Annotated in this window: 21 protein-coding genes; 11 read left to right on the top strand and 10 right to left on the bottom strand. The window is 62.6% G+C overall.

Translation table 11 applies throughout. The annotated features are described in order from the left end of the window. Positions 1–25 precede the first annotated feature (25 nt). Together QWJ46_RS04935 and QWJ46_RS04930 are read left to right on the top strand one after the other, a co-directional pair. The gene (locus QWJ46_RS04935; protein ID WP_302749397.1) at positions 26–784 is read left to right on the top strand and encodes a fumarylacetoacetate hydrolase family protein; all 759 of its coding nucleotides are present in this window, start codon (positions 26–28) and stop codon (positions 782–784) included. A 161-nt stretch (positions 785–945) separates the two neighbouring features. Beyond that, entirely contained in the window at positions 946–1725 is a 780-nt protein-coding gene (locus tag QWJ46_RS04930; RefSeq protein WP_302749395.1) for an ABC transporter ATP-binding protein, read from the top strand. A gap of 8 nt (positions 1726–1733) precedes the next feature. Here the strand turns inward: QWJ46_RS04930 and mmsB are convergent, their stop codons facing one another. The 8 genes from mmsB to QWJ46_RS04890 all read right to left on the bottom strand — a co-directional run bounded on the left by mmsB (position 1734) and on the right by QWJ46_RS04890 (position 9658). Then, positions 1734–2615 carry a 3-hydroxyisobutyrate dehydrogenase gene (gene mmsB / locus QWJ46_RS04925; protein WP_302749394.1) on the bottom strand — a complete coding sequence of 294 codons (882 nt, stop codon included), beginning with the start codon at positions 2613–2615 and terminating at the stop codon, positions 1734–1736. A gap of 9 nt (positions 2616–2624) precedes the next feature. Then, a complete protein-coding gene (locus QWJ46_RS04920; RefSeq protein ID WP_302749393.1) occupies positions 2625–4220 on the bottom strand; it encodes a GMC family oxidoreductase in 1596 nt (531 codons plus the stop codon). 64 nt (positions 4221–4284) lie between these two features. Beyond that, positions 4285–5274 (bottom strand): branched-chain amino acid ABC transporter permease, encoded by a 990-nt coding sequence (locus QWJ46_RS04915; protein ID WP_302749392.1) that lies wholly within the window; start codon positions 5272–5274, stop codon positions 4285–4287. 1 nt (position 5275) lies between these two features. After that, complete coding sequence (locus QWJ46_RS04910) at positions 5276–6163, bottom strand: branched-chain amino acid ABC transporter permease (protein ID WP_085739908.1); 888 nt, start codon at positions 6161–6163, stop codon at positions 5276–5278. Between the two features lie 226 nt (positions 6164–6389). Beyond that, positions 6390–7091 (bottom strand): ABC transporter ATP-binding protein, encoded by a 702-nt coding sequence (locus tag QWJ46_RS04905; RefSeq protein WP_302749391.1) that lies wholly within the window; start codon positions 7089–7091, stop codon positions 6390–6392. After that, entirely contained in the window at positions 7091–7873 is a 783-nt protein-coding gene (locus tag QWJ46_RS04900) for an ABC transporter ATP-binding protein (protein WP_302749390.1), read from the bottom strand. Before QWJ46_RS04900 ends, QWJ46_RS04905 begins: the two co-directional genes overlap by 1 nt. A 5-nt stretch (positions 7874–7878) precedes the next feature. After that, entirely contained in the window at positions 7879–9084 is a 1206-nt protein-coding gene (locus QWJ46_RS04895) for an ABC transporter substrate-binding protein (RefSeq protein WP_302749389.1), read from the bottom strand. A gap of 334 nt (positions 9085–9418) precedes the next feature. Further along, on the bottom strand, positions 9419–9658 hold the full coding sequence (locus QWJ46_RS04890; RefSeq protein WP_302749388.1) for a hypothetical protein: 240 nt from the start codon (positions 9656–9658) through the stop codon (positions 9419–9421). 244 nt (positions 9659–9902) lie between these two features. On the opposite strand from QWJ46_RS04890, the gene QWJ46_RS04885 reads away from it, so the two are divergent. Then, the gene (locus QWJ46_RS04885) at positions 9903–10856 is read left to right on the top strand and encodes a LysR family transcriptional regulator (RefSeq protein WP_302749386.1); all 954 of its coding nucleotides are present in this window, start codon (positions 9903–9905) and stop codon (positions 10854–10856) included. On the opposite strand, the gene QWJ46_RS04880 is transcribed toward QWJ46_RS04885, so the two are convergent. After that, positions 10857–11195, bottom strand: coding sequence for a cupin domain-containing protein (locus tag QWJ46_RS04880; protein WP_064808476.1), 339 nt, complete (start codon positions 11193–11195; stop codon positions 10857–10859). 167 nt (positions 11196–11362) lie between these two features. On the opposite strand from QWJ46_RS04880, the gene QWJ46_RS04875 reads away from it, so the two are divergent. The 4 genes from QWJ46_RS04875 to QWJ46_RS04860 all read left to right on the top strand — a co-directional run bounded on the left by QWJ46_RS04875 (position 11363) and on the right by QWJ46_RS04860 (position 15062). Then, positions 11363–12550, top strand: coding sequence for an acyl-CoA dehydrogenase (locus tag QWJ46_RS04875; protein ID WP_302749385.1), 1188 nt, complete (start codon positions 11363–11365; stop codon positions 12548–12550). A gap of 97 nt (positions 12551–12647) precedes the next feature. Next, a complete protein-coding gene (locus QWJ46_RS04870) occupies positions 12648–13109 on the top strand; it encodes a DUF4126 domain-containing protein (protein ID WP_302749384.1) in 462 nt (153 codons plus the stop codon). Next, positions 13106–14467: an FAD-containing oxidoreductase gene (locus QWJ46_RS04865; RefSeq protein WP_302749383.1), complete on the top strand. Its 1362-nt coding sequence runs from the start codon at positions 13106–13108 to the stop codon at positions 14465–14467. Before QWJ46_RS04870 ends, QWJ46_RS04865 begins: the two co-directional genes overlap by 4 nt. 25 nt (positions 14468–14492) lie before the next feature. Then, positions 14493–15062 (top strand): DedA family protein, encoded by a 570-nt coding sequence (locus tag QWJ46_RS04860; protein ID WP_302749381.1) that lies wholly within the window; start codon positions 14493–14495, stop codon positions 15060–15062. Between the two features lie 15 nt (positions 15063–15077). Here the strand turns inward: QWJ46_RS04860 and QWJ46_RS04855 are convergent, their stop codons facing one another. Next, entirely contained in the window at positions 15078–16121 is a 1044-nt protein-coding gene (locus QWJ46_RS04855) for an NAD(P)-dependent alcohol dehydrogenase (RefSeq protein WP_302749379.1), read from the bottom strand. A 497-nt stretch (positions 16122–16618) separates the two neighbouring features. Between QWJ46_RS04855 and QWJ46_RS04850 the strand changes: the two genes are divergently transcribed. The 4 genes from QWJ46_RS04850 to kdpB all read left to right on the top strand — a co-directional run bounded on the left by QWJ46_RS04850 (position 16619) and on the right by kdpB (position 21295). Then, positions 16619–16981, top strand: a complete 363-nt coding sequence (locus QWJ46_RS04850) for a copper resistance protein CopC (RefSeq protein WP_302749377.1) — start codon at positions 16619–16621, stop codon at positions 16979–16981. Between the two features lie 326 nt (positions 16982–17307). Further along, positions 17308–17397: a K(+)-transporting ATPase subunit F gene (locus QWJ46_RS04845; RefSeq protein ID WP_003547774.1), complete on the top strand. Its 90-nt coding sequence runs from the start codon at positions 17308–17310 to the stop codon at positions 17395–17397. Between the two features lie 69 nt (positions 17398–17466). Continuing rightward, positions 17467–19170: a potassium-transporting ATPase subunit KdpA gene (gene kdpA, locus QWJ46_RS04840; RefSeq protein ID WP_302749320.1), complete on the top strand. Its 1704-nt coding sequence runs from the start codon at positions 17467–17469 to the stop codon at positions 19168–19170. Between the two features lie 64 nt (positions 19171–19234). Next, the gene (gene kdpB, locus QWJ46_RS04835; protein ID WP_302749319.1) at positions 19235–21295 is read left to right on the top strand and encodes a potassium-transporting ATPase subunit KdpB; all 2061 of its coding nucleotides are present in this window, start codon (positions 19235–19237) and stop codon (positions 21293–21295) included. Positions 21296–21299: the final 4 nt, after the last annotated feature.

Raw genomic sequence — 21299 nt, 5'->3', positions numbered from 1 at the left:
TCGAAAATCAGGTCGAGGAGACAGCATGACAAAAGCATTCGATCCGCGCGCCCTCGCAGCCAGGCTTTACAGCTTGCGCCAGGCCGGCACACAGGAGGCGACCAGCACCTTTCTGTCGCCGGCCGACCTCCATCAGGCGATGGAAGCGCAGCATTTCCTCGCCGTGGCCGATGGCATTTCCAGCAATGCATGGAAGGTGACCGTCTCGCCGCAAGGCCAGGCCGTCAGCGGTCCGCTGCATCCCTATGCCGAATCGGTCTCCGGTGCTGACATCCCCTGGTATCCCGGCTTGAAATTCGAAACCGAGATCGCCGTGCGCCTCGGCAAGGACCTGCCGATCCGCACGGGCAGGCCGTACAGCCGCGCCGAAGTGGTCGAGGCGATCTCCACTGTCCATCTCGGCGCCGAACTGCTGGTCAGCGCCGTCAGGGAAAGCGGCAGCGTTTCCTTCCTGCTCTTTGCCGCCGACCGCCTCGGCAATAGCGGCTATGTGCTCGGTCCGAAGCTCGACGACAGCCTTGTCGATACCGCCGGCGGCACGCCGCTCAAGGTCACCCATGCCGGCCGCACCATCTATGACGGTCCGGCCCAGCATCCGAAGGGCGACGTTCTCACCTGGCTGGTCGACTACGCCAATGACGGCTTGCGTCCGGAAACATCGCTGAAGGCAGGCGCGCTGATCACGACGGGCACGTTGAGCGGCGCCATCGAACTGCCTGAACCCGGCGAAATCGATATCCTCTTCGGCGACGCCAGGCTGACTTTTTCGGTGTCGAAGACCTGATTGACGTTGTTTCTGCCTGCGGCCGCGGCGATACCCGCGCCCTCGCCTTGTTGATCAGCAGAAAAAGGTAAGTTGACAATCATGGTTTAGTTTTGCAGGAACCGGGTGTGGACGGGAGGGCTTGCCCTTCCGGGCCTGCAGCGCCGAACCTGGAGCAGACCATGCCGTCGTCTTTCCTTGCCCTGTCTGACATCATCTATGCCATTGGCCCTAAGCCGATCCTGTCCGGCATCGACCTGATCCTCGAAAAGGGCCGCATCTACGGTCTGGTGGGGCCGAACGGTTCGGGAAAGAGCACGCTTTTGAAGATCATCGCCCGCCAAGTCGTGCCGCAATCCGGCGCCATCTCCTTCGGCGGCAAGGCGGCGGCCGACTGGGGCGTCCGGGAATTTGCCCGGCACGTCGCCTATATGCCGCAATTTACCCCGGCGATCGATGGGATGACCGTGCGTGAACTGGTGGCGCTCGGCCGTTTTCCCTGGCACGGCACGCTCGGCCGCTTCACCGCAACGGACCGCAGCAAGGTCGAGGACGCCATCGCCCGCACCGAGCTTGAGGACTTTGCCGATCGCCCCCTCGCCAACATGTCGGGCGGCGAGCGCCAGCGCGCCTGGATCGCCATGATGCTCGCCCAGGACGCCCGCTGCCTGCTGCTCGACGAACCGACATCGGCGCTCGACCTCGCCCACCAGGCGAGCGTTCTCTCCCTGGTGCAGCAACTCAGCCACGAACGCGGGCTGACCGTCGTCATCGTGCTGCACGATATCAATCTCGCCGCCCGCTACTGCGACGCGATCGTCGCGCTCAACCGCGGCCGGATCACCGCCGAAGGCACGCCCGCCGAGATCATGCAGGCCGACACCCTGCACTCGATTTTCGGCGTCGGCATGGGCGTCTTCCCGCACCCGGTTCGAAAAGAACCGGTCAGCTATCTCTTGTAGGCCGTCGCCTACACCTTCTCGCGGAACATCTCGATGATGGCGGAAAAATCTCTTCCGCCATTGCCGAGCTTTTCGAACAGCGTGTAAAGCTGGGCGGCCTCCGCGCCGAGCGGCGTCGACGCGCCGCTTGCCAGCGCCGCCTCCTGCGAGAGTCTCAGATCCTTCAACATCAGCGCGGCGGCAAAACCTGGTTTGTATTCGTTATTCGCCGGCGAGGTCGGCACTGGCCCGGGCACGGGGCAATAGGTATTGATCGACCAGCACTGGCCTGATGACGTCGAGGCGACGTCGAACAGCGCCTGATGCGAGAGGCCGAGTTTTTCGGCCAGCACGAAGGCCTCGCAGACGCCGACCATCGAAATGCCGAGGATCATGTTGTTGCAGATCTTCGCCGCCTGACCAGCGCCCGCTTCGCCGCAATGGACGATCTTCTTGCCCATCGCCTCGAGGATCGGTTTCGCCCGGGCGAAGGCTTCATCCGAGCCGCCGGCCATGAAGGTCAGCGTTCCCGCGCTCGCCCCGCCCGTGCCGCCGGAGACCGGCGCGTCGAGCGACAGGCAGCCTGCGGCCTTCGCCATCTCATGGGCCTTGCGGCTGCTCTCGACATCGATTGTCGAGCAATCGATGACGAGCGTGCCTTGCGCGGCGGTCTGGAGGATATCGGTCCAGGCCGTCAGCACATGCCGGCCCTGCGGCAGCATTGTGATGACGATCTCGGCGTCCTTGACCGCCTGGCTGGCATGACTGGCCGGCTTGACGCCGCTCGCTTCGGCCGCCTTCAGCACCGAGGCCGCGAGATCGAAGCCGAGAACCTCGTGGCCTGCTTTGACGAGATTGGCCGCCATCGGCCCGCCCATGTTGCCAAGCCCGATGAATGCGATCCTTGCCATGGTCTTCTCCTATCGATTGTCTTCGAGGATCATCGCCGCCGCCTTTTCGGCGATCATGATCGTCGGCGAATTGGTGTTGCCCGAGGTGATCGACGGCATCACCGAGGCGTCGGCGATCCTGAGCTTGCCGAGAGCCCTGAGTTTCAGCCGGGGATCGACGACGCTGTCCCTGTCGGCGCCCATGCGGCAAGTGCCGACCGGATGGAATATCGTCGTGCCGATATCGCCCGCCGCCCGCTCCAGATCGGCCTCCGTCTGATAGCTCGGTCCCGGCTTGAATTCCTCCGGCCGAAACCTCGCGAACGAAGGCTGCGCGACGATCCTGCGCGTCAACCGTATTGAACGGACAGCTATGTCACGATCGCGCGGCGTCGAGAGATATTTCGGGCTGATGGTCGGCTGGGCGGCAAAATCCGGGCTCGACAGATGCACCGAACCGCGGCTTTCCGGCCTCAGATTGCAGACGCTGGCGGTGATCGCCGGGAAAGGATGAACCGGATCGCCGAACTTCTCCAGCGAAACCGGCTGCACGTGATACTGCAGATCCGGCGTTTCCCGGTCGGGCCCTGAGCGGGTGAAGATGCCGAGCTGGCTCGGCGCCATCGCCATCGGGCCGGAGCGGCGGACGAGATATTCGAGCCCGATCGCCGCCTTGCCGATCAACCTCGTCGCCTTCTCGTTCAGCGTCGGAACCCCGGTGACCTTGTAAGCCAGACGCAGTTGCAGATGGTCCTGCAGGTTCTCGCCGACGCCCTTCACCTCGCTGACGACATCGATGCCCGCCTGCCGGAGAACCTCGCCCCTGCCGATGCCCGACAGTTCGAGGATATGCGGCGAACCGATCGAACCAGCCGAAAGCACCGTTTCTTTCGCCGCATAGGCGCGCTTCGCAGCGCCCTGATGCTGGAATTCGACACCGACAACTGCCCCCTCCTCTACCAGCAGCCGCCGGACCTGCGCCTTGGTCAGCACGGTCAGGTTGGAGCGCCTCATCGCCGGGCGCAGGAAGGCCTTCGAGGTGTTCCAGCGAATGCCGGAGCGCTGGTTGACGTCGAAATAGCCGGAACCTTCGTTGTTGCCGCGGTTGAAATCCGCCGTCTCCGGAATGCCGGCTTCCCTCGCCGCCTGCTGAAAGGCATCGAGCACGGCCCAGCGAACGCGCGCCTTCTCGATGCGCCATTCGCCGCCGGCCCCATGCATGTCGTCTTCGCCGCGATAAAAGTCCTCGGACTTGCGGAAGAAAGGCAGAACATCGTCCCAGCCCCAGCCGCTGCAGCCCATCTGCCGCCAGAGGTCGTAGTCGCGCGCCTGGCCGCGCATATAGATCATGCCGTTGATCGACGAGCAGCCGCCGAGCACCTTGCCGCGCGGATAACTCAGCGCCCGGCCGTTCAGCCCCGCTTCCGGCGCCGTGGTGAAGCACCAGTCGGTGCGCGGATTGTTGATGCAATAGAGATAACCGACGGGAATATGAATCCAGTGGTAATTGTCGCTGCCGCCGGCTTCGAGCAGCAGCACCCGGCTCCTGCCGTCGGCGGATAACCGGTTGGCGAGTACGCAGCCGGCACTGCCTGCCCCGATGATGATGTAGTCGTAACGATCCATGTGCGCCCTGCACGAAAATTCCGATGCTTGCCGCTCCCCTTCCGGGAAGAGACCGGTCCGCCCGTTAGCGGCGATAGACGAAGCCCAGCTTCCGCCCGAGCCGCGAAGCGTAGAACTCGCCGATGATGCCGCGGCGGAAGATCAGCACGCAGACCATAAAGACGATGCCGGTGATGATGGTCACCGGAAATTCCGAGGTGGCGAGGTAGTTTTCCAGCGCCACCACCAGCCCCGCGCCGAAGAGCGGACCGATCAGCGTGCCGATGCCGCCGAGCAGCGTCATCAGGATCACCTCGCCCGACATCTGCCACGCGACATCGGTCAAGGTAGCGAACTGGAAAACGATCGATTTCACCGCGCCAGCCAGGCCGGCCAGCGTCGCCGACATAACGAAGGCGCCGAGCTTGTAGCGCGCCACAGAATAACCGAGCGAGATCGCTCGGCTCTCGTTCTCCCGGATCGATTTCAGGATCATGCCGAAGGGCGAATTGATGAAACGCCAGATGATCAGCACGCCGATAATAAACACGGCGAGCACGAAATAATACATGTTGGTCGAACTGTTCAGATCGATGAAGCCGAACAGATGGCCTCGCGGCACCGATTGGATGCCGTCCTCGCCTTCGGTGAACTTCGCCTGCAGGCAGAAGAAGAAGAACATCTGTGACAGCGCCAGCGTGATCATCGCGAAATAGATGCCCTGGCGGCGGATGGCGAAGAAGCCCATGACCAGACCGAGAAAGGCCGCACCCGCCACGCCGATCAGAATGCCGAGTTCCGGCGGCAGGCCCCATGCCTTCACCGTATAGGCGGTGAAATAGGCGGCCCCGCCGAAGAAGGTGGCATGGCCGAAGGAAAGCAGGCCGGTATAGCCGAGCAGCAGGTTGAAGGCGCAGGCAAACAGCGCGAAGCAGAGCAGCTTCATCAGGAAGATCGGATAGAAGAAGAACGGCGCCAAGAGCAGAAGCAGCAGCCCGACGAGGAGGAAAGCTGCCTGGACCGAAAGGGCGGTCCGGCTTTTTTCCGTTCGGATGGTTTCGGTGATGTCAGTCATGTCAGGCATCCCGGCCGAAGAGGCCCGCGGGCCTGATGAGAAGCACGATCGCCATGATGACGAAGATGACGATGTTGGAAGCCTCGGGATAGAAGACCTTGGTCAGGCCCTCGGCAATGCCGAGCACATAACCGGTGATGATCGCGCCCATGATCGATCCCATGCCGCCGACGACGACCACGGCGAAGACGACGATGATCATGTTCGAGCCCATCAGCGGCGAGACTTGGTAGATCGGCGCCGCCAGCACGCCGGCAAAGGCCGCAAGGCCAGCGCCGAGCGCGTAGGTGAGCGTCAGCAGCACCGGCACGTTGACGCCGAAGACCTGCACCAGCACGGCGTTTTCGGTCGCGGCCCTGAGATAGGCCCCGAGCTTGGTCTTTTCGATCAGCAGCCAGGTGCCGAGGCAGACGACGAGCGAGACGACGACCACCCAGCCGCGATAGATCGGCAGAAACATGAAGCCGAGATTGGCCCCGCCGGCAAGCGCCGCCGGCGTCGCATAGGGCTGGCCGGACGAGCCGTAGAGATAGCGGAAGGTGCCTTCGACCGCGAGCGCCAGCCCGAATGTGAAGAGCAGGCCGTAGAGCGGATCGAGATCGTAGAGCCGGCGCAGGAACAGCCGCTCGATGACGGCGCCGGCAAGCCCGACGATGACAGGCGCCAGGATCAACGACGGCCAGTAGCCGATGCCGGCATAGGTCAACAGCAGATATGCGACGAAGGCGCCGAGCATATATTGCGCGCCGTGGGCGAAGTTGATTACCCGGAGCAGGCCGAAGATGATGGCGAGGCCGAGGCTGAGCAGCGCATAGAACGAGCCGTTGATCAGGCCGATCAAGAGCTGGCCGAGCAGCGCCTGCAGGGGAATGCCGAAGATCATCGTCATCTGGTCACACTCCCTAGGTGAAGATCGATTCCGGCCAGGCGGTCCCCTACGCTTCCCTCATTCCTGTGCTCGTCACAGGAATCCAGCCGGCCCAAGTCCTTGGGCCGAAACAACTCTTCCGCGCCGCAGACGCGGCGCTGCTGGATCCCTGTGACGAGCACAGGGATGAGGGAGGAGATGCTGAGGTCCAATATCCTGGAAGCACATGCGATGGTCACAACCATACTTAAACTCCCAGAACCTTGTGCAGCGTATCCATGCGCTGCGGCAGTTCGCCGACCGGGAATTCCGACACCATCTGCCCATGATCGATCAGATAGAAGCGATCGGCAATACGGCTGGCGAAGCGGAAGTTCTGCTCGACGAGCAGGATCGTCATGCCGCGCTCCTTGAGCTTCTTCAGCACCTCGCCGATGCGCTGGACGATGACAGGGGCAAGCCCTTCCGTCGGTTCGTCGAGAATGAGCAGTCGCACACCGGTGCGCAGAATCCGGGCAATCGCCAGCATCTGCTGCTCGCCGCCTGATAGTTTGGTGCCCGGGCTGCCGCGGCGTTCATAGAGATTGGGAAAGAGCTCGTAGATCTCGTCGAGCGTCATGCCGCCACTGGCCACGACCGGCGGCAGCAGCAGGTTTTCCGAAACGGTGAGCGTGGAAAAGATGCCGCGCTCCTCCGGTACGAAACCGATACCCCGGTGCGCCGTCTTGTGCAGCGGCACATGCATCATGTCGTTGCCGGCAAAGCTGATCCTGCCCTTGCGGGCGCGCACGATGCCGGTGATGGTACGCAGCGTCGTTGTCTTGCCGACGCCGTTGCGGCCGAGAATGGTAATCGTCTCGCCTTCGCCGACATGCATGTCGACGCCGTGCAATATGTGGCTTTCGCCGTACCAGGCGTTGAGGCCCTGAACCTCGAGGAGAGCGGCCATCAATGCTCCTCCGTGCCCATGTAAGCGACTCGGACGCGCTCGTCCTGGCTGACGGTGGCATAATCGCCCTCAGCAAGGATCTCGCCGCGCTGCAAAACGGTGACGTGCTGGCAGATATTGGCGACGACGGAGAGATTGTGCTCGACCATCAGCACCGCCCGGTTGCGGGCGACATCACGGATGATCGCGGAGACGACGCCGACATCCTCATGCCCCATGCCGGCCATCGGCTCGTCGAGCAGCAGCACCTTCGGATCGAGCGCCAGTGTCGTGGCGATCTCAAGCACACGCTTGCGGCCATAGGAAAGATCGGCGGCGAAATGGTCGCGCTCCTTGGAAAGGCCGACGCTGGCAAGCAGTTGCTCGGCGCGCTCGTTTAGCCGGTCGAGCGCCGACAGCGGCCGCCAGAACTGCGTCGACAGATGGTTCGGCCGCTGCAGCGCCACACGCACATTGTCGAGCACACTCAAATGCGGGAAGACCGCCGAAATCTGGAAGGAGCGCACCAGCCCCATGCGCGCCACCCTGTCTGGAGGGGTGCCGGTTATGTCGGTGCCCATCAGGGTGATCGTGCCCGCCGTCGGCTGCAGGAACTTCGTCAAAAGATTGAAGACCGTGGTCTTGCCGGCGCCGTTCGGGCCGATCAGTGCATGCACGCTGGCGTCATGCACATCGAGATCGACGTCCTTGACGGCCGTAAAGCCGCCGAAATCGCGGCGCAGGCCGCGGGCGGACAATACCACCCGCGGCTTTGCCTGAGTTTCAATCGCGGAAACCGCCATCGTGCTTACTTCACCAGATCGCAGCCGCTCTTGGCGGGATCGATATAGGCGTCCTTGCCGGGAATGGTGGCGAGAACGTTGAAGTAATCCCATGGCTCCTTGCTATCGGCCGGCTTCTTGACCTGCAGCAGGTACATGTCGTGGATCATGCGGCCATTGGGTCCGACCGTGCCGCCGCGGCCGAAGACGTCGTCGACGGGCATTTCATGCAATTCTTTGGCGACAGCCCCCGTCTCGTCGGTGCCGGCCTTCTGCACCGCCTTCAGATATTGCGTCACCGCCGAATAGGTGCCGGTATGGACCATGTTCGGCATCTTGCCGGTCCGGGCGAAGAACTTCTTGGCGAAGGCGCGGCTTTCGTCGTCGCGGTTCCAATAATAGCCCTCGGTCAGCGTCAGTCCCTGGGCCGCCTCGAGGCCGAGACCATGGACTTCGGCGAGCGTGAAGAGCAGTGCCGCCAGATGCTGACCGCCCTGGGTGATGCCGAATTCAGCCGCCTGCTTGATGGCGTTCGAGGTATCGAGGCCGGCATTGGCAAGCCCGATCACCTTGGCGCCGGACGATTGCGCCTGCAGCAGGAAGGAGGAGAAGTCCTGGGTCGACAGCGGATGGCGGACGGTCCCGACGACCGTACCGCCGCTCGCCTTGACATATTCACTGGTCTGCTGCTCCAGCGAATAACCGAAGGCATAGTCGGCGGTCAGGAAGAACCAGCTGTCGCCGCCCTGCTTGACGAGCGCGCCGCCAGTTCCGACGGCCAGCGCATGCGTGTCATAAGCCCAGTGGAAGCCATAAGGCGAGCAGGCCTTGCCGGTGAGATCGGTCGTCGCCGCACCGGTGACGATGTCGATCTTCTTCTTTTCCTTGCCGATCGCCTGCACGGCAAGCGCCACCGAGGAGGTCGTCAGTTCCATGATCGCATCCACCTGCTCGGTGTCGTACCATTGCCGGGCAATGTTGGAGGCGATATCCGGCTTGTTCTGGTGGTCGGCATCGACGATCTCGACCGGCACACCCAGCACCTTGCCGCCGAAATCCTCGACGGCCATCTTGGCGGCCTCGACGGAAGACTTGCCGCCGAAGTCGGCATAAACGCCCGACTGGTCGTTCAGGATGCCGATCTTGACCTTGCCGTCGGTCGCGCTCTGCGCGAGCACGGCAGTGCTGCTCGCAAGCAGAAAAGCAACTGATGCAATGAGATTCTTACGCATATTCTCTCCTCCCAGAGATGAGCCAGATTGCGGGTCTGTTCAGATTTGGCCGGTCGCACTCCTCAGAACGACCGCCCCTCGTCCTACGATCATGGAAATTCTCGCCTGAAGCAACGGGTGGTTTACAACTAATTCCAAACAGTATCTGTTCATTTTTGCACAGAAAGAGAGCTGCACAATTTCCATCCCAACCTCAGGAAGCGCCAGGAGTCAGCGCTCAGCGCTAGAACTAGGGCAGTTTCTGCGGTTGTGCAGGCATGTGCCATCAGACGAACGAACAATCCTCCTTTGTCCGTTCGTCTCACAGGCGCATTTCGGCACGTTCAGGCTGCCGTTACTTCCACTGCGTCCCGTTGTCGGCAGCGCAGCCAGAGGGCGGCAAGGCGCCGCTAAAGGTTTCCTTCAGCTTGGCACAGCCCCAGGCATTGATCGGGCCTGGCATGGCCATGTTGAGCGTGATGCCGACTTCATCATAGGGACTGTCGGTGTTGGAGACGTAGCGATACCAACGAAAGCCGATGACCACGACGAATGCGAGGGCGACCGTCAGCAGCAGGCGAAGCAATTTTTTCATCCAAATACCTCAAAAAAGCACAACGCTGCCGTGTAGCATTCACGCATGGAGGCTGAAAGCGCTGTCGCGGGGCATCAACGGATTTATTGCCGGCGCCTTCGGGTTCATCGCCGCCCAGGCTTTCCGGACTCGTCAACCGCAAATCGCCCATCCTTGTCGGAACAAAACGTAAGTAAAAACAAAGAATTGTTTAAATCTCCAGTCATGATATTCGTTGCGGGGTTGTTGGACGAAGGCAATGGCGATGAGCAATCCACCGCAGTTTACCTGGGATGATCTGCAGTTTTTTCTGGCCGTCGCCCGCACCGGCCAGCTCTCGACGGCCGCCCGCCAGCTGCGCTCCAGCCATGCCACCGTCTCTCGCCGAATCGACCGGCTGGAATTCACCCTGAAGGTCAAGCTGTTCGAGCGCAATCCGCGCGGCTATGTGCTGACATCAATGGGCACGCGTTTCGTCGAAACGGCCGAACGGATGGAGCAGGAGACCGAGCGGCTGCGCGCCGACCTCGCCGATGGCTCTATGGCGCAGCGCGGCCTCGTGCGCCTTAGTGCGCCGGAAGGTTTTGCCAATTTCTTCTTCGCGACCGTGCTGCCACAATTTGCCGCGCAGCATCCGCATCTCTCGCTCGAGCTGGTGACGATCCAGCAGATCATGTCGCTATCGCGCAAGGAGGCCGATCTCTCCGTTGTGCTCGACGAGCCGAAGGGCGGGCCTTATTTTGCCGAGAAGCTGACCGACTATCACCTGCAGATCTACGGCTCGCGCGATTATCTGGCCAAGGCCCCTGCCATCACCCGCCGCGACGATCTGCTCGAACATCCCTTCGTCAGCTATATCGAGGAGATGATTTTCGCGCCGGGCCTGGATTATCTCAGCGATGTGCATCCGCGCATCAAGCCGCAGTTCCAGAGCTCCAGCATCTTCGCCCAGCTCACCGCCACCCGAAACGGACTCGGTCTCTGCATCCTGCCCTATTTCTTCGCCAGCCGTTATCCCGAGCTCGTGCGTGTGCTGCCCGAAGAGATCGACCTCAAGCGTCAGTACTGGATCACCTGCCATCGCGACCTGAAACAGGCGCCGCGCGTGCGCGCCGTCATCGATTTCCTGCGTGAGGCCGTGCGCGGCGAAGATGCGCGCTTCGTGCCGCCCTATATCATCGCCGCCAGTTCCCCGCGCCGGTCGGAAGCCGAAAGCTGATTACTTGAGAAACTCGGCCCGGTGCGGCGTGAAGCTATCGATCAGCCGGCCCTTTTCCAGCGCCTTGACGCCGTGGACGAGATTGGGCGGCACGATGAAGCTGCCGCCCTGCCGCAGCACCTCGGTGCGCCCATCGATCGTCACCTCGAAGCTGCCTTCGGCAACATAGCTTGCCTGGATGTGCGGATGCGAATGGGCAGCACCGACGGCGCCGCTTTCGAACGCCACTTCCACCATCATCATCTCTGGCAGATAGGTCATGATGCGCCTGGTGACGCCGGGCTCCGGATTGACCCATTCGGCGCCTTCGGCCGATATGAACAGATCGCTTGACGACATTCCCGCCTCCTCATTCCAGAATCGAACGCGGGCAAAGTGGATCATGGCGTAGCGTTTGAAAAGATGGCCGCATCTGTCTTTTCGATAGGGCGCCTTGTTGTTGACGCGCTCGGCTGGCGGGTCTATGCGACCTTGAGCGAGGCAAGCCTGAATGAGGAGACGCTGCCATGCAGCATATGCGCGAAGTTTTCGACTGGGCCGACCCATTCCGCCTGGTGGAGCAGCTGACCAACGAGGAGCGCATGGTGCAGGATACCGCCCATGCCTATGCGCAGCAAAAGCTCGCTCCCCGTGTTCTCGACGCCTTTCGCAATGAAAAGACCGATCCCGCCATCTTCCGCGAAATGGGCGAACTCGGCTTGCTCGGCCCGACGATTTCGCCTGATTATGGCGGCGCCGGCCTGGGTTATGTCGCCTACGGCCTGATCGCTCGCGAGGTCGAACGGGTCGACAGCGGTTACCGCTCGATGATGAGCGTGCAATCCTCGCTGGTCATGGTGCCGATCGAAACCTTCGGTTCCGAGGCACAGAAGCTGAAATACCTGCCGAAACTGGCGGCCGGCGAATGGATCGGTTGCTTCGGCCTGACCGAACCCGATCATGGTTCCGACCCCGGCTCGATGGCGACGCGCGCCAAAAAGGTCGACGGCGGCTATAGCCTGACCGGCTCGAAGACCTGGATCTCGAATGCACCGATCGCCGATGTTTTCGTCGTCTGGGCAAAGACCGAGGATGGCCTCATCCGCGGTTTCATTCTCGAAAAGGGCTGGAAAGGACTTTCGGCTCCCGCCATCCACGGCAAGGTCGGCTTGCGGGCTTCGATAACGGGCGAAGTGGTGATGGACGGCGTCTTCGTGCCGGAGGAAAACCTGCTGCCCGGCGTCACCGGCCTCAAGGGGCCGTTCACCTGTCTCAACTCGGCCCGCTTCGGCATTGCCTGGGGCGCACTTGGTGCCGCCGAGGATTGTTATGCCAGAGCCCGGCAATATACGCTGGAGCGCAAGCAGTTCGGCCGGCCGCTCGCCGCCAACCAACTGATCCAGAAGAAACTCGCGGATATGGCGGCGGAGATCGCGCTCGGCCTTCAGGGCTGCCTGCGGCTTGGCCGCATGAAGGAGGAAGGCCATCCGCCAGTGGAGCTGACCTCGATCCTCAAGCGCAACAGCTGCGGCAAGGCGCTTGACATGGCCCGCGCCGCCCGCGACATGCTCGGCGGCAACGGCATTTCCGACGAATTCGGCATCGCCCGCCATCTCGTCAACCTCGAAGTGGTCAACACTTATGAGGGCACGCACGACATCCACGCGCTGATCATCGGCCGGGCAATCACCGGCATCGCCGCCTTTGCAAATTGAGTTGCAGAGCCCGGCCAGACCTGGCGAATTGCCACACGCCTGACAATGTGCGACCTTCCCTGGCTGCGGCACCAGGCCGGCAATGAGGGGATCGCGCATGTTTCTGCTTCTTGCATTGCTGATCGGTGTTATCTCGGGCCTTCGCGCCATGACCGCGCCCGCTGCCGTCGCCTGGGGCGCGGCGCTTGGCTGGTTCGACGTGTCGCAGACGCCGCTTGCCTTCATGGGTTACCGGTGGACGCCGTGGATTTTTACCGTTCTCGCCGTCGTTGAACTCGTCACCGACCAGCTGCCATCGACGCCGTCGCGCAAGGTGCCGATGCAGTTCGGCGCCCGCATCGTCACGGGAGCACTTGCCGGCGCCACGATCGGCGCAGCCAGCAGCCTGCTTTTCGGCGGGCTGATCGCCGGCGTGATCGGCGCCGTCATCGGCACCTATGGCGGCGCCGCGCTGCGCGCCAGGCTTGCCGCCGCGTTCGGCAAGGATCTGCCGGCCGCCCTCATCGAGGATGCCGTTGCCATTGTCGGCGCTCCACTGATCGTGGGAGCCGTGTCATGAAGAGCTTCGACGCCATCGTTATCGGCGCCGGCCAGGCCGGCCCGTTCCTCGCCGCCCGCATGGTCGAAAAGGGCATGAAAGTGGCGCTCGTCGAGCGCAAGTTCCTCGGCGGTACCTGCGTCAATGCCGGCTGCATGCCGACAAAGACGCTGGTCGCCAGCGCCCGCGCCGCCCATGTCGCAAGAAGCGGCGCCGCCTACGGCGTCAATATCCCCGGTGAAATCGCTATCGACATGAAGGTGGTGAGAGCCCGGGCGGAAACGGTGACGATGACCGCCCGCAACGGCCTGATCGGCTGGTTTGACAGCATGGACCGCATGAGCGTGATCTACGGTCATGCCCGTTTCGAGGATGCGAAGACCGTCCGCGTCAATGGCGAGACACTGACAGCGCCGCGCATCTTCCTCAATGTCGGCGCGCGGCCCGTCATCCCCGAACTGCCAGGCATCGACGATATCGCTTACCTCACCAGCACCTCCATCATTCATCTTGACACGCTGCCGCGGCACCTGGCGGTAATCGGCGGCAGCTATATCGGGTTGGAATTCGCCCAGATGTATCGCCGCTTCGGCGCCGAAGTCAGCGTCATCGAGCACGGCCCGAAGCTCGCTTCACGCGAGGACGAGGATATATCGGACGCGATCGCCGACATACTGCGCTCCGAAGGCATTGCAGTCCACACCGACGCCGGCGACATCGCTTTTGCCCGAAACGGCAGCGGAGTGAGCGTCACCGCCGGCGCGGCAAAGATCGATGCAAGCCATGTGCTGATCGCCACCGGCCGCAAGCCGAACACCGACGACCTCGGACTCGATGCCGCCGGCGTGGCGACCGACAAGCGCGGCTATATCACCGTCGACGACAAGCTCGCCACCAATGTCGAGGGTATCTTTGCGCTTGGCGACTGCAACGGCCGCGGCGCCTTCACGCATACCTCCTACAATGACTTCGAGATCGCCGCCGCCAACCTTCTCGACGGCGACGACCGCAAGGTCTCGAGCCGCATCCCGGCCTATGCGCTCTACATCGACCCGCCGCTCGGCCGCGTCGGCATGACCGAGAAGCAGGCGCGTGCCTCCGGCCGCAGGATCATGGTCTCGACCCGGTCGATGAGCCGCGTCGGCCGGGCCAATGAACGCGGCGAGACCAAGGGCTTCATGAAGGTAATTGCCGATGCCGAGACCAAAGAGATCCTCGGCGCGGCGATCCTCGGCATCGAAGGCGACGAGGTGATCCATGGCCTGATCGATGCGATGAATGCGGGAACCACCTATCCCGCGCTGAAATGGTCGGTGCCGATCCACCCGACGGTGTCGGAGCTGATCCCGACGCTGCTTGGGGATTTGAAGCCGGTTTAGCCGTGACTGACCTCGGGAAGAGCTCATGTCTATCGAAGCGCTGATCGAAAACTACGGCCTGCTGGCGATTTTCCTGGGTGCAGCCTTCGAGGGCGAGACAGCCGCCTTCCTCGGCGGCGTGATTGCCCATCGCGAACTGCTCACCTATTGGTCGGCGTCGCTCGCAGCCGTCGCAGGCTCTTTCGCCGGCGACCAGCTCTGGTTCTTCGCCGGCCGTTATGCCGCACAATGGAGCGTCGTGCGCCGGTTGATGGAAAAGCCGGCGCTCGCGCGCGCAACCGGGCTTCTGGAGAAATATCAGACCGGCTTCATCCTGGCGTTCCGTTTTCTCGTCGGATTGCGCACCATCAGCCCGATCGTCATCGGCACGACCCGGATATCGACCGGCAAATTCGTCGCCCTGAACGCTGTAGCCGCGCTGGTCTGGGGGCAGCTTTTCACCGCGCTTGGTTATCTGTTCGGACACGGCATCCAGCAGACCCTCGGCCGCCTACCCCTTCACCGGCACCTGCTGATCGCCATCGCAGCCGCCGCTGTCGTGGCAGTGGCGGCTCTACTCTTTCGCAGGATGAAACCAAGCGGCAGCCATCTGTAAAAGCGCTGCGGCGCTCTACTCCATCACGATCTGCAGCTTCACGTCGCTCGGCCGGGCCTCGACCGCGCGGTCGAACGCCTTGATCGAATCGTCGAACGTGAACGTCTCCGATATCAGCGGCTTCAGGTCGACACGGCCTGATGCCAAGAGGGCAATCGAACGCTCATACTGGTGGGCATAGCGGAACACGGTTTCGATGCGGATTTCCTTGGTGGATGCCGTCGAGACGTCGAAGCCGACAGGGTTCACCGGCAGGCCGACCGCAACGATGACGCCGCCCGGGCGCGGCAGCGCCATGATCGTCTCCCAGGCCCTTGGCGAACCGGAGCATTCGAAGACCACATCCGCACCCCAGCCCTCCGTCAGCCGGCCGACCTCCTCACTCAGGTTCTTCTCGCGGATATTGACCGGGATGACGCCCTGATATTGCGCGGCGATGTCGAGTTTCGGCTGGGCGAGATCGGCAACGATCGCGCGGGCGCAGCCGCCGGCAAGGGCGGCGATCGCCACCATCGTGCCGATCGGCCCGGCGCCGAGCACGATAGCGGTATCGCCGGGTGTGATCTTCGCCTTGGCTGCCGCCTGCATGCCGACCGCGAAGGGCTCGACCATGGCGCCTTCGGCGAAGCTGACATTGTCGGGCAGCTTGAAAGTATAATTGGCCGGATGCACCACTTCGGGCGTCAGCACGCCATGGATCGGCGGCGTCGCCCAGAAGCTGACGGCAGGATCGATATTGTACATGCCGAGCCGGCTCGCCTTGGAGTTCGGATCGGGGATGCCGGGCTCCATGCAGACACGGTCGCCGACTTTCAGATGTGTGACACCGGCCCCCACCTCGACCACCGTGCCGGCCGCCTCATGGCCGAGCACCATCGGCGCGTTGACGACGAAGGGGCCGATCTTGCCGTGGGTGTAATAATGAACGTCCGAACCGCAGACGCCGACGGTATGAATCTTGATCTTCACCTGCCCCGGCCCTGTCTCCAGCGGCAGATCAATATCGCGCAACGCAAGCTCATGCTGGCGCTCCAGCACCAGCGCACGGACTTTGGTCATTCTCGGTTTCCTTCCCTATGGCCCCTAGAATTCAGAGGGCGCCGTTGACGTGACTATAGGACCGCAAGGCGCTTCGATTCAACCGCCAAGGTAAGCTTTTGCTCATCCCGCGACGAAATGCTCATATGCTTAGCCCGAAAGATAACCGCCGATAAACCTCCGTATGATTTCGGAAGAGCACAGCGCGCGGTACAGTCTTACTCATCAGCCACGGCAAGGCGAGAAGGCGACCAAGTGATGAAGCATGACAACGACAATGTCGGCGGGAACCGGCTTTCCCAGAGGATCTTCAGACGGCTCCGAAAATTCTGGCGCAGATTGGTGGACGATTGGAACGCCTCCCTTCAGAGGGACAACCCGGGGCAGCCAATGCGCGTCATTCTGCGGACTTGGGATCGAAATCGCCCCCGGCAGCGTTAATAGCATGCAGCCCGCATGGCGTGGCGGAAGCATAATAGCTCCCGGCGCCAGTGGCTCGGCAATACAGGAAGGCCATCATGAAGCCGGTCGTGTCATTCTGCCTGTTCGCATCCCTTCTCTTCGCCGCCAACCAGGCGACTGCTGCCCTGGAACAAGCGTCGCTGCCCCCGCAGCAGCAGGAAGAAGAGCTCGTACCGGCCAATGTCGAGCTTACCTTCAGCGGTCCCGTCGATCTCGCCCGCTCGACCGCCATCTTGCTCGATGCTAAAGGCAGGGCGCTTCCCCTGGGCAAGCCGTTCCTCTCCGGCCCCGAAGGATCCATATTCAAAGTCCCGCTCGATCCCGCAATGGCGCCCGGCCTCTATACCCTCGACTGGCACGTCCTCTCGATGGACGGCCGCAGCGCCGAAGGCCGCTACCAGTTCCGGGTCGATCCTTGAATTTCAAGATCGCGCCTGGTTCTCGTTTCCGCTGTAGCCGCCTGAAAGCATTTATAAGATTTTTATATTGATGCCGTTTCGGCCGTCTCGAACCTTTATGCGCTCCGGCTCCATATTGGTGCCCGAGAGATCCAAGGATCATCTCCACGCCAGAAAGCATGAAAGGCAGCTCCTACGGCGGCGGCCCTTTGTCTTGTCTGACTCCAACAAGAACAACAGGAGTCACGATCATGATGGATACCATTCTGCTCGGCACCGCGATCTTATTTTTCGCGCTGTGCTTTGCCTATGTCGGAGCCTGCGACAGGCTCTAGGGAGAAACGACGATGACCCTCGATTATGTCCTGAGCGGCGCCGTAACCGTGTTTCTCACCGTTTACCTCACCTACGCTCTCTTACGCCCAGAACGCTTCTGAAAAAACCGACGCTTCCGAAGCCGCGCCTGCGCGACCGGGAACCAGCCGGGTATTGAAAGTTTTAGCTCCATGACCCTCAACGGATGGCTTCAGATCCTGCTCTATTGCGGGATCGTCCTTTTGCTCGTCAAACCGCTCGGCGGTTACATGACGCGCGTCTATAACGGCGAACGAACATTCCTCTCGCCCGTCCTCGTTCCGATCGAACGCGGACTTTACCGCATTGCCGGCACCGGCGAAGGCGAGGAGCAGCATTGGACCTCCTATGCCTTCGCGATGTTGATGTTCAACCTTCTCGGCGTCCTCGTCCTCTACGCGCTGATGCGCCTGCAGGGCTTTCTGCCCTACAATCCGGCCGGCATGGCCGCCGTCCCGCCGGCGCTTTCCTTCAACACCGCCGTCAGTTTTCCGACAAATACCAACTGGCAGAACTACGGCGGCGAAAGCACCATGTCCTATCTCACGCAGATGGCCGGCCTGACGGTGCAGAATTTCCTTTCCGCCGCAACCGGCATGGCCATCGCAGTCGCCTTCATCCGTGCCTTCGCACGGGCGTCCGGCAAGGCGATCGGCAATTTCTGGGTCGATATGATCCGCGGCACGCTCTACATCCTGCTGCCGATCTGCATCGTGCTGACGCTCGTCTTCGTCTATCTCGGCGTGCCGCAGACGCTCGGCCCCTATATCGATGCGACGACGCTCGAAGGCGCCAGGCAGACGATTGCGGTCGGCCCGGTCGCTTCGCAGCTCGCGATCAAGATGCTCGGCACCAATGGCGGCGGTTTCTTCAACGCCAACTCCGCCCATCCGTTCGAAAATCCCGATGCGATCTCCAATCTCATCCAGATGGTTTCGATCTTTGCGATCGGCGCGGCTCTCACCAATGTCTTCGGCCGCATGGTCGGCAATCAGCGGCAGGGCTGGGCAATTCTGGCTGCGATGGGCGCGCTGTTCGTCGTCGGCGTCGGCGTCACCTATTGGGCGGAAGCGGCCGGCAATCCGCTGATGCATAGCTTTGGCCTCGCCGGGGGCAATATGGAGGGGAAAGAAGTCCGCTTCGGCGTCGCTCTGTCCTCGCTCTTCGCCGTCATCACCACTGCCGCTTCCTGCGGCGCGGTCAACGCCATGCATGGTTCGTTCACCGCTCTCGGCGGCCTGATCCCGCTGATCAACATGCAGCTCGGCGAAATCATCGTCGGCGGTGTCGGCGCCGGTTTCTACGGCATCCTGCTCTTCATTATCGTCGCCGTCTTCGTCGCCGGGCTGATGGTTGGCCGGACGCCGGAATATCTCGGCAAGAAGATCGAAGCGAAGGAAATGAAGATGGCCGTTCTCGCCATTCTCTGCCTGCCGCTCGCCATGCTCGTTTTCACCGCCATAGCCACCGTGCTGCCTTCCGCCGTCGCCTCGGTCGGCACATCAGGTCCGCATGGCTTCTCCGAGATTCTCTATGCCTATACCTCGGCTGCGGCCAATAACGGCTCGGCCTTCGGAGGCCTGACGGGCAATACGCCCTGGTATAACGTGACGCTCGGCATCGGCATGCTCGCCGGCCGGTTCCTGGTCATCATCCCGGCCCTTGCCATCGCCGGCTCGCTGATCGCCAAGAAAACGGTTCCGGCCTCGGCAGGCACCTTCCCGACCGACGGCCCGCTCTTCGTCGGCCTGCTGATCGGCACGATCCTGATCGTCGGCGGCCTGACCTTCTTCCCGGCGCTGGCTCTCGGCCCGATCGTCGAGCATCTGGTCATGATCGCCGGCCAGACCTTCTGAGGCGATGCCGTAACCCGCATCCCAAGGTTCCTTCGCCGTCCTCGTTTAAAAGCTGGAGTCTCTTATGAGCCAGGCAAAATCCGCGAGCATCATCGATTCTCGCATCCTCGTTCCCGCCGTCGGCGCCGCCTTCCGGAAGCTCGACCCGCGCGCTCTTGCCAGAAACCCGGTCATGTTTGTTGTGGCCACGGTCTCGGTGCTGACCACCGTGCTCTTCCTGCGCGACCTCATCGCCAGCAACGGCAATCTCGGCTTCTCCTTCCAGATCAATCTCTGGCTCTGGTTCACTGTGCTTTTCGCCAATTTCGCCGAAGCCGTCGCCGAAGGCCGCGGCAAGGCGCAGGCGGATTCGCTGCGCAAGGCGCGCACCGAAACCCAGGCAAAGCTGCTGACTGCCAACAATGGCAGCGACTACCGCATGGTGCCGGGCACCAGCCTCAAGGTCGGCGATATCGTGCTGGTCGAGGCCGGCGACATCATCCCCTCGGACGGCGAAGTCATCGAAGGTGTCGCCGCCGTCAACGAAGCGGCGATCACAGGCGAATCCGCCCCGGTCATCCGTGAATCCGGGGGCGATCGTTCGGCGGTCACCGGCGGCACGCAGGTGCTCTCCGACTGGATCCGCGTGCGCATCACCGCGGCGGCCGGCTCCACCTTCCTCGACCGGATGATTTCGCTGGTCGAAGGTGCGCAGCGCCAGAAGACGCCGAACGAGATCGCGCTCAACATCCTGCTCGCCGGCATGACGCTGATCTTCGTGCTCGCCACTGCGACGATCCCGAGCTTTGCCATCTATGCCGGCGGCTCGATACCGATCATTGTGCTCGTCGCCCTCTTCGTCACCCTGATCCCGACGACAATCGGCGCGCTCCTATCGGCGATCGGCATTGCCGGCATGGACCGCCTCGTCCGCTTCAACGTGCTCGCCATGTCCGGCCGCGCCGTGGAAGCGGCCGGCGACGTCGACACGCTGCTGCTCGACAAAACCGGCACGATCACCCTCGGCAACCGCCAGGCGACGGCCTTCCACCCGGTGCGCGGCGTTTCCGAGCAGGAGCTCGCCGATGCCGCCCAGCTCGCCTCGCTGGCCGACGAAACGCCGGAAGGCCGTTCGATCGTCGTGCTCGCCAAGGAGAAATATGCGATCCGAGGCCGCGACATGGCGAGCCTCAAGGCGAGCTTCGTGCCTTTCACCGCCCAGACCCGCATGAGCGGTGTGGATCTCGAAGGCGCGTCGATCCGAAAAGGCGCGGTCGATGCCGTGCTCGCCTATGTCAACGGCGACGCCCCCTCGAAGAACGGCAACGAGGTTGTGCGCGAGCTGCAATCGATATCCGACGAGGTCGCCAAGTCAGGCGGAACGCCGCTCGCCGTTGCTCGCGACGGCAGGTTGCTCGGCATCATCCAGCTGAAGGACATCGTCAAGGGCGGCATTCGCGAACGCTTCACGGAACTCCGCCGCATGGGCATCCGCACAGTGATGATCACGGGCGACAACCCGCTGACGGCGGCGGCCATCGCCGCAGAAGCCGGCGTCGACGACTTCCTCGCCCAGGCGACGCCGGAGATGAAGCTGACGCTGATGCGCGAGGAACAGGCCAAGGGCAAGCTCGTCGCCATGTGCGGCGACGGCACCAACGATGCGCCTGCACTCGCCCAGGCCGACGTCGGCGTCGCCATGAACACCGGCACCGTCGCCGCCCGCGAGGCCGGCAACATGGTCGATCTCGACTCGGACCCGACGAAGCTCATCGAGATCGTCGAGATCGGCAAGCAGCTCCTGATGACACGCGGCGCGCTGACGACCTTCTCGATCGCCAACGACATCGCCAAATACTTCGCCATTATCCCGGCGATGTTCCTGACCTTCTATCCGCAGCTCGGCATCCTCAACATCATGGGGCTGTCTACACCGCAGAGCGCCATCCTCTCGGCGATCATCTTCAACGCCCTCATCATCATCGCGCTGATCCCCCTGTCGCTGAAGGGTGTGCGCTACCGGCCGATCGGCGCCGGCGCGCTTCTGTCGCGCAACCTGCTGATCTACGGCCTCGGCGGCATCGTCGTTCCCTTCATCGGCATCAAGGCGATCGACATGGCCGTCGCGGCCCTCGGTCTCGCCTGACATC

It is taken from the genome of Rhizobium sp. CBN3 (assembly GCF_030518245.1).
GTDB classification, from domain to species: Bacteria; Pseudomonadota; Alphaproteobacteria; order Rhizobiales; family Rhizobiaceae; genus Rhizobium; species Rhizobium aethiopicum_A.
Note: the sequence above shows the minus strand (reverse complement) of the source record. Positions and strands in the feature narration are given on the sequence as shown.

Bases quoted from the DNA above. Each gene is read 5' to 3' on its own strand.
- QWJ46_RS04880 (WP_064808476.1), bottom strand. From the start codon at position 11,195: ATGTCGTCAAGCGATCTGTTCATATCGGCCGAAGGCGCCGAATGGGTC.
- QWJ46_RS04865 (WP_302749383.1), top strand. From the start codon at position 13,106: ATGAAGAGCTTCGACGCCATCGTTATCGGCGCCGGCCAGGCCGGCCCG.
- QWJ46_RS04885 (WP_302749386.1), top strand. From the start codon at position 9,903: ATGAGCAATCCACCGCAGTTTACCTGGGATGATCTGCAGTTTTTTCTG.
- QWJ46_RS04890 (WP_302749388.1), bottom strand. From the start codon at position 9,658: ATGAAAAAATTGCTTCGCCTGCTGCTGACGGTCGCCCTCGCATTCGTC.
- QWJ46_RS04855 (WP_302749379.1), bottom strand. From the start codon at position 16,121: ATGACCAAAGTCCGTGCGCTGGTGCTGGAGCGCCAGCATGAGCTTGCG.
- QWJ46_RS04845 (WP_003547774.1), top strand. From the start codon at position 17,308: ATGACCCTCGATTATGTCCTGAGCGGCGCCGTAACCGTGTTTCTCACC.
- QWJ46_RS04850 (WP_302749377.1), top strand. From the start codon at position 16,619: ATGAAGCCGGTCGTGTCATTCTGCCTGTTCGCATCCCTTCTCTTCGCC.
- QWJ46_RS04905 (WP_302749391.1), bottom strand. From the start codon at position 7,091: ATGGCCGCTCTCCTCGAGGTTCAGGGCCTCAACGCCTGGTACGGCGAA.
- QWJ46_RS04935 (WP_302749397.1), top strand. From the start codon at position 26: ATGACAAAAGCATTCGATCCGCGCGCCCTCGCAGCCAGGCTTTACAGC.
- QWJ46_RS04870 (WP_302749384.1), top strand. From the start codon at position 12,648: ATGTTTCTGCTTCTTGCATTGCTGATCGGTGTTATCTCGGGCCTTCGC.
- QWJ46_RS04860 (WP_302749381.1), top strand. From the start codon at position 14,493: ATGTCTATCGAAGCGCTGATCGAAAACTACGGCCTGCTGGCGATTTTC.
- QWJ46_RS04910 (WP_085739908.1), bottom strand. From the start codon at position 6,163: ATGACGATGATCTTCGGCATTCCCCTGCAGGCGCTGCTCGGCCAGCTC.
- QWJ46_RS04895 (WP_302749389.1), bottom strand. From the start codon at position 9,084: ATGCGTAAGAATCTCATTGCATCAGTTGCTTTTCTGCTTGCGAGCAGC.
- kdpB (WP_302749319.1), top strand. From the start codon at position 19,235: ATGAGCCAGGCAAAATCCGCGAGCATCATCGATTCTCGCATCCTCGTT.
- QWJ46_RS04900 (WP_302749390.1), bottom strand. From the start codon at position 7,873: ATGGCGGTTTCCGCGATTGAAACTCAGGCAAAGCCGCGGGTGGTATTG.
- QWJ46_RS04915 (WP_302749392.1), bottom strand. From the start codon at position 5,274: ATGACTGACATCACCGAAACCATCCGAACGGAAAAAAGCCGGACCGCC.
- mmsB (WP_302749394.1), bottom strand. From the start codon at position 2,615: ATGGCAAGGATCGCATTCATCGGGCTTGGCAACATGGGCGGGCCGATG.
- QWJ46_RS04920 (WP_302749393.1), bottom strand. From the start codon at position 4,220: ATGGATCGTTACGACTACATCATCATCGGGGCAGGCAGTGCCGGCTGC.
- kdpA (WP_302749320.1), top strand. From the start codon at position 17,467: ATGACCCTCAACGGATGGCTTCAGATCCTGCTCTATTGCGGGATCGTC.
- QWJ46_RS04930 (WP_302749395.1), top strand. From the start codon at position 946: ATGCCGTCGTCTTTCCTTGCCCTGTCTGACATCATCTATGCCATTGGC.
- QWJ46_RS04875 (WP_302749385.1), top strand. From the start codon at position 11,363: ATGCAGCATATGCGCGAAGTTTTCGACTGGGCCGACCCATTCCGCCTG.